Source organism: Streptomyces sp. NPDC004732 (assembly GCF_040609235.1).
In the GTDB taxonomy this organism is placed as follows: domain Bacteria; phylum Actinomycetota; class Actinomycetes; order Streptomycetales; family Streptomycetaceae; genus Streptomyces.
In genome coordinates this window covers 1-9,018 of record NZ_JBEXJR010000016.1, presented here as the reverse complement: position 1 = coordinate 9,018, position 9,018 = coordinate 1, and the positions used below count along the sequence as shown (strand labels likewise).

At 73.6% G+C, this 9,018-nt stretch carries 8 protein-coding genes, 1 other RNA gene and 1 pseudogene; 3 read left to right on the top strand and 7 right to left on the bottom strand.

The genetic code is table 11. The features are described 5' to 3' along the window. Positions 1 to 116: 116 nt before the first annotated feature. Positions 117 to 335, top strand: coding sequence for a helix-turn-helix transcriptional regulator (locus tag ABZV77_RS35820; protein ID WP_055566863.1), 219 nt, complete (start codon positions 117 to 119; stop codon positions 333 to 335). Between the two features lie 162 nt (positions 336 to 497). Here the strand turns inward: ABZV77_RS35820 and ABZV77_RS35815 are convergent, their stop codons facing one another. From ABZV77_RS35815 to ABZV77_RS35790, 6 genes and pseudogenes are all read right to left on the bottom strand, one after another. Beyond that, positions 498 to 1,919, bottom strand: a complete 1,422-nt coding sequence (locus ABZV77_RS35815) for a DEAD/DEAH box helicase (RefSeq protein ID WP_356266378.1) — start codon at positions 1,917 to 1,919, stop codon at positions 498 to 500. Between the two features lie 117 nt (positions 1,920 to 2,036). Further along, positions 2,037 to 2,454, bottom strand: an RNA gene (rnpB, locus tag ABZV77_RS35810) — RNase P RNA component class A. Positions 2,455 to 2,572: 118 nt separating this feature from the next. Further along, positions 2,573 to 3,355 (bottom strand): annotated as a pseudogene (locus ABZV77_RS35805) (DMT family transporter); the annotation flags it as partial. Positions 3,356 to 3,374: 19 nt separating this feature from the next. After that, entirely contained in the window at positions 3,375 to 4,232 is an 858-nt protein-coding gene (locus tag ABZV77_RS35800) for an AraC family transcriptional regulator (RefSeq protein WP_356266376.1), read from the bottom strand. A gap of 39 nt (positions 4,233 to 4,271) precedes the next feature. Next, entirely contained in the window at positions 4,272 to 4,760 is a 489-nt protein-coding gene (locus ABZV77_RS35795) for a TetR/AcrR family transcriptional regulator (RefSeq protein WP_356266616.1), read from the bottom strand. Positions 4,761 to 4,878: 118 nt separating this feature from the next. Next, positions 4,879 to 5,328 (bottom strand): DUF4260 family protein, encoded by a 450-nt coding sequence (locus ABZV77_RS35790; RefSeq protein WP_356266374.1) that lies wholly within the window; start codon positions 5,326 to 5,328, stop codon positions 4,879 to 4,881. Positions 5,329 to 5,522: 194 nt separating this feature from the next. Between ABZV77_RS35790 and ABZV77_RS35785 the strand changes: the two genes are divergently transcribed. Beyond that, a complete protein-coding gene (locus ABZV77_RS35785; RefSeq protein WP_356266372.1) occupies positions 5,523 to 6,386 on the top strand; it encodes a MerR family transcriptional regulator in 864 nt (287 codons plus the stop codon). Next, a complete protein-coding gene (locus ABZV77_RS35780; protein ID WP_356266371.1) occupies positions 6,383 to 7,063 on the top strand; it encodes a hypothetical protein in 681 nt (226 codons plus the stop codon). Before ABZV77_RS35785 ends, ABZV77_RS35780 begins: the two co-directional genes overlap by 4 nt. Here ABZV77_RS35780 and ABZV77_RS35775 read toward each other — a convergent pair. Then, positions 7,045 to 8,487, bottom strand: a complete 1,443-nt coding sequence (locus ABZV77_RS35775; protein WP_356266370.1) for an RNB domain-containing ribonuclease — start codon at positions 8,485 to 8,487, stop codon at positions 7,045 to 7,047. The two genes, ABZV77_RS35780 and ABZV77_RS35775, sit on opposite strands and share 19 nt — an antisense overlap. Between the last annotated feature and the right edge of the window lie 531 nt (positions 8,488 to 9,018).

Here is a 9,018-nt window from a genome sequence, read left to right as displayed (position 1 = left end):
TAGCGCCACGTCTCCCCTGAGTACGCGGGGTTTCCTTTCTGTTTCTTCACGACCATGGTTAGATCACGTTGCGGCCACAGCCGTCGTACCTGTTGACAGTCCCTCCCGGAGGGAAGATGCCAGTAAGCAGCCGCCCCCCGAACCCACCGGCGTTGTCCCACAGGGAGCGTCAGGTGCTGGCCCATATCGCGGCAGGCCTCTCCCACAAGCAGATCGCCAGGCGCCTGGGCATCAGCGTGCACACCGTGAGCACGTACCTGCGCCGCATCCGCAGCAAGCGCACCGCGCCCACGGTGGCCCATCTGATCCACCTCAGCCGCACGGAGGACTGCTGACGGCCCTGTTTTTTGTCCACGGGCACGAACAGGGGCTGTGAGACAACGCGCCGACCGATGGAATCAATGAGGCACGACCGGAGCTGCCGCCGCTCGGGGGGAGCTTCCTGCCCGTCGGGGGAGAGCAGGAAGTACCGCGGCGGCGGCTCCGGTCGGTGCGATTCAGCCGCCGCGCCGCACCCGTGCCGCCCTGCGGGCCTCCGCGAGCTTGCGGGCCTCACCGGACTTGCGGGACGGCTTGCCGCCCGTGCCGCCGGAGGAGTCCTTGGTGGTGCCGAGGCCGCGGAAGGGGGCGTTGGTGTTCTTGCGGCCCGCGCCGGGGCCGCCGTCGAGCGGGGTGCCCGAGGGCGCCTTCGCCCCGGTGATCCGGGTCAGCTGCGCCTCTCCCGAGCGCACCTTGGTGACCGTCGGCTCGATGCCGGCCTCGGCGGCCACGCGGCTCATCTCGCGCCGCTGGGCGGACAGCACGAGGGTGACGACGCGGCCGGACTCACCGGCCCTGGCGGTGCGGCCGGCGCGGTGCAGATAGTCCTTGGGGTCGGTGGGCGGGTCGACGTTGACGACGAGGTCGAGGTCGTCGACGTGCAGGCCGCGGGCCGCGACGTTGGTCGCCACCAGCACGGTGACCTGGCCGCCCTTGAACTGCGCGAGGGTCCGGGAGCGCTGCGGCTGGGACTTGCCGCTGTGCAGGGCCGCCGCGTGGACGCCGCTGTCCCGCAGGTGCCGGGTGAGCCGGTCGACGGCGTGCTTGGTGTCCAGGAAGAGGAGGACGCGGCCGTCGCGGGCGGCGATCTCCGTGACGACGGCGTACCGGTCGGGGCCGTGGACGACCAGGACGTGGTGGTCCATCGTCGTGACCGCGCCCGCGGACGGGTCGACGGAGTGGACGACGGGGTCGTTGAGGTAGCCGCTGACCAGCTGGTCGACGTCACGGTCCAGGGTGGCCGAGAACAGCATCCGCTGCCCGCCCGGGCGCACCTGGTCGAGGGCCTCCGTGACCTGCGGCAGGAAGCCCATGTCGCACATCTGGTCGGCCTCGTCGAGGACGGTGATCCGGACCTGCCCCAGTCGGCAGCCCTTGCGGTCGATGAGGTCGTGCAGACGTCCGGGGGTGGCCACGACGACCTCGGCCCCGTCCCGCAGCGCGGCGGCCTGCCGGCCGATCGACATGCCGCCGACGACCGTGGCCAGCCGCAGCCGCAGCGCCTCCGCGTACGGCGTGAGCGCCTCGGTGACCTGCTGGGCGAGCTCACGGGTGGGCACCAGGACCAGGGCAAGGGGCTGCTTGGACTCGGCGCGCCGCCCGGCGATCCGTGCGAGCAGCGGCAGACCGAAGGCGAGCGTCTTGCCCGAGCCGGTGCGCCCGCGCCCCAGGATGTCCCGGCCCGCGAGGGCGCTGGGCAGGGTGGCGGCCTGGATCGGGAAGGGCTCGGTGACGCCGAGTTCGTCGAGCTTCCGCAGCAGCGCGGCGGGCAGCCCCAGGTCCGCGAAAGCGGAAACGGAAGCGGAACCAGCGGAATCAGGAGTACCGGAATCGGGAGAGTCCCCGGCGGCCGGGGTGCCGGGGCGGTCCTGGGGGTTCATGGCGAGCAGCCTTCCGCATCGGGAGCGTACGCGTACCGAGGAAGGCCCGGCAGGCTTCGGCCCAGCGGGCGCGGGCCGGAGTGGAGCGCCGCTCCGGCCGGGCCGGAGCGGGTGGGGCAGACGAGCCGGGCTGTACGCCGGGTTCTGTACCGCGGGTCCTCGCGGACGTCGCGGTGACGGCCATCCATCTAGGACCGGCATTGCTGCCGGCCTCGTGCGGTCTACCCGCGGACTCGGGCGGGCAGCCCTCGATCGTCCGCGCAGAAGCGCCTTTTCCTGAGAAGAGGCGCTTCCTCTTGACCTTGCTCCAGGTGGGGTTTACCTAGCCGCCTGAGTCACCTCAGGCGCTGGTGGTCTCTTACACCACCGTTTCACCCTTACCGAGGGCCTTGCGGTCCCCGGCGGTCTGTTCTCTGTGGCACTGTCCCGCGGGTCACCCCGGGTGGCCGTTAGCCACCACCTTGCCCTGTGGAGCCCGGACGTTCCTCGGGAAGGGCCCCCGAAGGGGTCTTCACGCGGCCGCCCGCCCGGCTCGTCTGCCGTGCCGACCATGGTACCCGCCGGTCCCCCCGGCCCGGTGCCGCGGCCGCCGTCGCCAGGAACGATCCGGCGAGGATCAGCGCGAAGGCCGCCACGACGTCCCCCGTCAGCGGCTCGGAGAGGAAGGTGACGCCCGCCGCCACCGCCACGGCCGGGTTGACGTACGTGAAGACGACCGCGCGCGTCGGCCCCGCCTCCCTGATCAGTTCGAGGAAGACGACGAAGGCCAGGGCCGTGCAGATGACGCCGAGGCCCGCGAGCGATGCCAGGGTCGCGGTGTCGGGCACGGCGCTGGGCCGGGAGGCCACCGCGGCGGGGGCATAGACGAGAGCGGCCAGGGCGAGGCAGGGCGCGATCAGCTGCAGGGTGGGGACGCCGCGCAGGTGCCGGGCGACGATCAGCGGGGCGATGGCGTACCCGAGGGCGGTCAGCATCACCTCCGTGAGGGACCAGGCGTCGCCGCCGGTCAGATGGGGCACCGTGAGGACGGCGACACCCGCGAGACCGAGGCCGAGGCCGGTGAGGCGGCGCGCGCCGAGGCGTTCCGTGTCGCCGAAGAAGCGGGCGAGGAGGGCGCCGATGATCGGTACTGCGGCGATGAGGAGCCCGGCGGTGGAGCTGGAGATACGGCGTTCGGCGTCGGTCAGGGTCCACCACGGGCCGAGGATCTCCACGCAGGCGAAGGCCAGCATGGGGCGCCAGTGCCTCTTGAGCACGCCGGGGAGCCCGCCCTGCCGCAGGGCGAACGGCAGCAGGAGTGCCGCGCCGAGGGCACAGCGCGTGAAGACCACCACCGACGGCGACAGATCGCTGTCGACCGCCACTTTGATCATGAGATAGGGGATGCCCCACAGGACACCCATGAGCGAGAAGAGGAACCAGGCGCGTGCCGTCATGCGGGCAGTTTCGGCCGCCTCACCGCCCGGTGTCTTGAACGCTGTTGCGGTACGCGGCCGGGGTCACCCCGAGCACCCGGCGGAACCAGCGCGTCAGGTGCGCCTGGTCGGCGAAGCCCACCAGCGGGGCCACCTCGGAGGGGCGCAGGCCCGCCTCCAGGTGGGCGCGGGCCCGGGTGACACGGTGCTGGGCGAGCCAGGCGTAGGGCGGCAGCCCCGTCGACGTACGGAAGGCGCGCAGGAGTTGGTAGCGGGAGAGGCCGAGCGGGGCGGCGAGTTCGGTGAGGGTGGGCGGGGCCAGGAGCTCTTCGGCGAGGCGGCCGCGCACGGTGCGGGCGATGTGGTCGGCGCCGGGAACGCGGTCGTCGCGGCCGTCGAGAGGGCGGGCGGTGCCGTGTCTGCGGGCGAGTGCGGTGAGCAGCCACGGGATCCGGGACTCGGCCTCCAGCGGGTCGGCGTGCGCGCTCAGTTCGGTGTGGGCGGCGCGCAGGGCGGTGGCCAGTTCGGGGTCGTCCACCACCGGGTCGCGGAAGTGCGGCAGAGCCGCGGTGCCCTCGGCGAGGAGGGGCAGCGCCGGATACATGGCCCGGTAGGCGTAGCCGCCCGTCGCGCCGGGGCCGCCCGTGTGCACCTCTCCGGGGGCGAGGACGACGATGGAGCCGGGCCCGATGTCGAGCCGCCCGCCGCGGTAGTCGATGACCTCGGAGCCGCCGACGCAGACGCCGACGGTGAACTCCTCGTGGAAGTGCGGCGCGTAGCGGTGCCGGTCGAAGCGGGCGGTGAGCAGGTCGAGGGGCGGGCCGCACGGCCCGAGCGGGGCACGGGCCCACACCGCCTGCTCACGGGTCCGACCGGCCCCCCTACCCCCACCGTTCATGCGCTGCCCGCTCCCCCGGTGATGCACCGCCCTGCCGTCTCACCGGTGCAACGCCCGCGAGCCCCTCTTCCATGCCGCCCCGAGGTCCGCACCGTCGGGAAACCGTCCGTGGATCTCCAGGATGACCATGCCGTGCGCGAACGCCCAGGCGGCGCGGGCCAGATCGGTGTCCCCGCCGCAGGCCCGCATCAGGGGTGCGGCGGCCCGCTCCTCCAGGCCCTGCGGCAGGGCGTGGCGCGGGAGGGGGCGTTCGGTGGCCAGCCGATAGAGGTGCGGGTGGCGCAGGGCGTAGGCGCGGTAGGCCTCGGTCAGGGCGTCGAGGGAGCCGGGGGCGGCGGTCTCGGCCGCCTCGCAGGCCACCGCGGACTCGTCGAGCATCTGCGCGATCAGCTCCACCTCCACCGCGGACTTGTCGGGGAAGTGCTTGTAGAGGGAGGGCGCCTTGATGCCGAGCCGGTCGGCGAGCGAGCGCATCGTGAGCTTCTCGGCACCGGACTCCTCAAGAAGCCCGCGGGCGGCAGCGACGATCTCCCTGGCGCGGGGGGTGAGGTGCGCGCCCCACGCAGGAAGACCGCCTGCCTTCTGCTCGTACCCGTGCTGCTCGTTCTCGTGCTGCTCGTTCTCGTGCTGCTCGTTCTCGTGCTGGTCAGCCACGCTGGAAGCCGTCCTTCGTCCGCAGTCCATAGCCGAAGGCGCGATCGTACGAGATGTGGGCGAGCCAGCCGCACAGGGCGGCGAAGGCGGGGGCCCAGACGACGGGCGCGAAGGTGTAGAGCGCGATGAGCGCGACGGGGAGCAGCGCGCGGTGCGCGGTGTTGTAGTACGGGACGGCGCGGGGCGGCAGCTGCCCCTTCGCCATGTGGGGCGCGTCCCGCAGGCCCACCAGGAACGTCAGGTCCGGGGCGATGAAGAAGAACCCGGCGAGCAGGCCCGCGAGCCAGCCGTGGTTGACGCCTTCGAGCACGGCGAAGGCGGTCCAGAAGAGCGCGTTGGCGAACCAGGCGGTACGCCGGGTCACGGCGAGGGCGCGCTTCACGGTGGTCGTGGGGACGGCGGTGGCCGGGGCCGGGGTGGCGGTCGGGGTCAGGGTGCTCATGGAGTCCTCCTCCGAAGTACGGAACCTCGCGGGCTAACGTCGTTAGCCAGAACCTACGGCTAACGCAGTTAGCCGTCAAGGGGGGCCGCGAGATTCCTCGAATCCCCTGACACGCCCACCGGACCGCCGCTGACACGCCCACCGGACCGCCGCACGCTTGACCTTGCCGCAGCGTCAACGTTTCTACTGGGCTCATGCGGATCGGAGAACTTGCCGCCCTGGTCGGCGTCACCACGCGCGCCATCAGGCACTACCACCACCAGGGCCTGCTGCCGGAGCCCGAGCGGCGCCCCAACGGCTACCGCGAGTACGGGCTGCGGCACGCCGTCGTCCTGGCCCGCGTCCGGCGGCTGACGGAGCTCGGCCTGGGCCTCGCCGAGGTGCGGGACGTACTGGCGGACGACGCAGGCCGCGAGCTCGCCGAGGTCCTCGGCGAACTGGACGCGGACCTGGCCCGGCAGGAGGCCGCGATCCGCGAGCGCAGAGCACGACTGCGGTCCCTGCTCGACGACGCGGAGCGCGGCCGCCTCACGCCGGAGGGCCCCGTCTCCCCCGAACTGGCCGACTTCTTCGGCGAGATGGCCCGCTCGTCGCAGGGGCGCCCCGCCCCGGAGTCCGTGATGGCGGCGAAGGACCGCGCGTTCCTCGTCCTGCTCGACACCACGGCGTCACCGGAGGACCGGGACGCCTTCCTCACCGCGCTCCGCCCGGCGTTCGGCGCGCCGGGCGCGGCGGAGCGGGCCCACGAGGTGTACGCGCGGCTCGACGCCCTCGCCGACGCCGACCCCGCGGACCCGCACACGGACGCCGCGGTGGACGAGGCCGCGCGGACGCTCGCGGGCATGCTGCCGGACTCGCTCCTCGCGGAGCTCGGGGTGGAGGGCGTGCTGGCGGTGGCCGACGGCCGCGGCCACCGTGACGACGGCTTCCTGGACGCCTTCTTCGCCGACTTCGCACCCGCACAGGCGGAGGCGGTGCGCCGCGCGATGAGGCTGCTCGCGGAGCGAGGCACGCCCGCTCCACCGGAAAACCCGCCGCAGAGGGGACGCACGCCGTGAGGGACCGCAAAGCACACACCCCCTGCCTGGAAAGCCTCAAGACGGCCCTGCCCACCCCCGCCCGAAAGCTCATCGGCCACGAAGTGCGCATCCTGGTCAGCCTCGTGATGTGGGTGACCAGGCGGCGGCACGGGGTGGGCGGGGCGGCGGGCGAGCGGGCCTTCGGGCACGCCCGCGACCAGGCGCCGATCATGTACGGCCTGACGTTCGTCTGTGTCGTAGAGGCATTCGGAATGGCCGTACTGCTGCGCAACCACCCCACGGCCCACGCCGTGATGCTGATCATCGACGTCTACAGCGTGATCCTGATGATCGGCATCCACGCCGCGTCCGTGACCCGGCCGCACGTGCTCTCGCCGGACGCGCTGCGGGTGCGCCAGGGCGCACACCGGGACCTGCGGATACCGCTCGCGCTGGTGGACGCCGTGCGCGCGGAGCGACTCTTCACGCACGAGGCAGCCGACGGCGTGCTGGACCTGCCGGTCGCCTCGACGACGTCACTCACCCTGGAGCTGACCGAGCCCGTGACGGCCGTCGGCTTCTTGGGGAAACGGCGCGAGGTGAAGAGGATCCGGCTGCACGCGGACGAGCCGACACAGCTCCTCACCGCACTCAAGGAGCAGCTCGCCGCCCGACCGGCGTCTCCCGAGGACCACCGTCACGCGGGGGCGAACTGAACCTTCGCCGTGCCGGGGTCGGCCTGGGTGAGCCGGACCCGCAGCTGCTCCCCCAGGGGCAGCTTCGCCGAGCCGCCCTCGATCCGGGCCACGATGGCGGGCTCTGCCAGCTGTACGGTCCCGACGGCAGGTTCGCTCTCCTTGACGTCCACCACCACCGCGTCGAACATCTCGCCGACCCGCCCCTCCAGCAGTGCGGCCTCGACGATGTCCACGCACTCCCGCTCCACCGTGTTGCCGCGCCGGGTGCCGTCCGCCATCTCCTTGGGCAGCTCGTCCAGGGCGGCGAGCACCCACTCCGGGGGCGGTTCGTCGGCGCAGGCCGCGAGGCAGAGCTCGGCGGCGTAGCGGTCGACGAGGCGGCGCAGGGGGGCGGTGCAGTGGGTGTAGGGGGCGGCGACCGCGGCGTGGGTGGTGAGCTCGGGGACGTCGCCGCCGCGGAACGTCGTGTAGCCCGCGCCGCGCAGCAGGGTCGTGCACTCCTGGAGGAAGGCGGCGTGGTGCGGCCGACGGGGGTCGAGGGAGCGTACGAGCTGCGCGTACGACACGTGGTGCGGCCAGTCGATGTGCAGCGCCCCCGCGGTGCGGCGCAGGCGGCTCACGGCGCCGTCGGGGGCGGTGGGCAGCGTCCGCAGGACGCCCGTCCCCGAGGCGATCATGAGATCGGCGGCGGCCATGCCGGTAAGGAGCGAGATCTGCGCGTTCCATCCATCGGCGGGAAGCGGGGCGCGGAAGCCGAGCTCGTACGCTCCATCGCGCTCGACGATCTCCTGCTCGGGCACGTCGAGGGAGATGCCGCCGCGCTCGACCTCCAGTTGCTCGCGCAACCGGCCGATGTCCCGCAGCAGCGCGACGGGCTCCTCCGCGGTACCCCCGTCGATGGCCGCCTGCACCCCCGCGTAGTCGAGCTTCGCGCGGCTCCGGACGAGGGCGCGGCGCACGTCGGTCCGCTCGGTGCGGCCTTCCCCGTCCAGGTCGATGGTCCACAGCACGGCCGGGCAGGTCTGCCCGGGGAGCAGGCTGGCGGCGCCCTCGCTCAGCGAGGTGGGATGCAGCGGAACTTTCCCGTCGGGGAAGTACAGGGTGGTGACGCGGCGATGAGCCTCACCGTCGATCCTCCCGCCGGGCGTGACGTACGCGGCGACATCGGCGATCGCATACGTCACCCGGAACCCGCCGCCGTCGCGCCGCGCCAGGTGCATGGCCTGGTCCAGGTCGACGGAGGTGGGCGGGTCGACGGTGAAGAGGGGCAGGTCCGTGGCGTCGCGCTCCGGAAGCCGGGGCGACGCGGCGGCCCGGTCCGCGTCCGCGAGGACGTCGGCGTCGAACTCTTCCGGTACGTCGAGTCTCGTACGCAGCTCACGCAGCGCGGCCCGCAGGGGAGCGTCGGCTGCGGCGGTCACGCGGAAGTGGCGGCGGGGCATGCGTCGAGCGTATGGCCCCCACCGCCCCACAGCACGCTGCGGCGTGCGCCGGGCTTCGGGGGGGGTGGGTTCTCCCCGCCGCCCCGCGCAGCCCCAAACAGTCCCGCCGCTCCGCGGCGGATGTTCCCCACCCACCCACCCGTTTGCCCTGCGCCGTCCAGCGGGGGTAGGGGCCGGGGCTGCCCCCCTCACGCCAGGGGCAGGGCGGGGGTGGGGGGGACCTCAGCGACCCAAAGGGGGGCGGGTGGGTGGGGAAACCCCGCAGCGGCCAGGGCAAGCGGGCGGGGGACCACCGTGACCGCCCGGGCGAGGGGGCCCGGGGAGGCCGCCCGACCCCGTCGGGCTGCAGCCGCGGGCGGGTGGGAGGCCACCGTGACCGCCCAGGGGAGTGGGCCCGGGGAGGTCCTCCGACCCCGCCGGGCTGCAGCCGCGGGCGGGTGAGAGGCCACCGTGACCGCCCAGGCGAGCAGGCCCGGGGAGGCCGCCCGACCCCGTCCGGCTGCAGCCGCGGGCGGGTGGGGGACCGCCGTG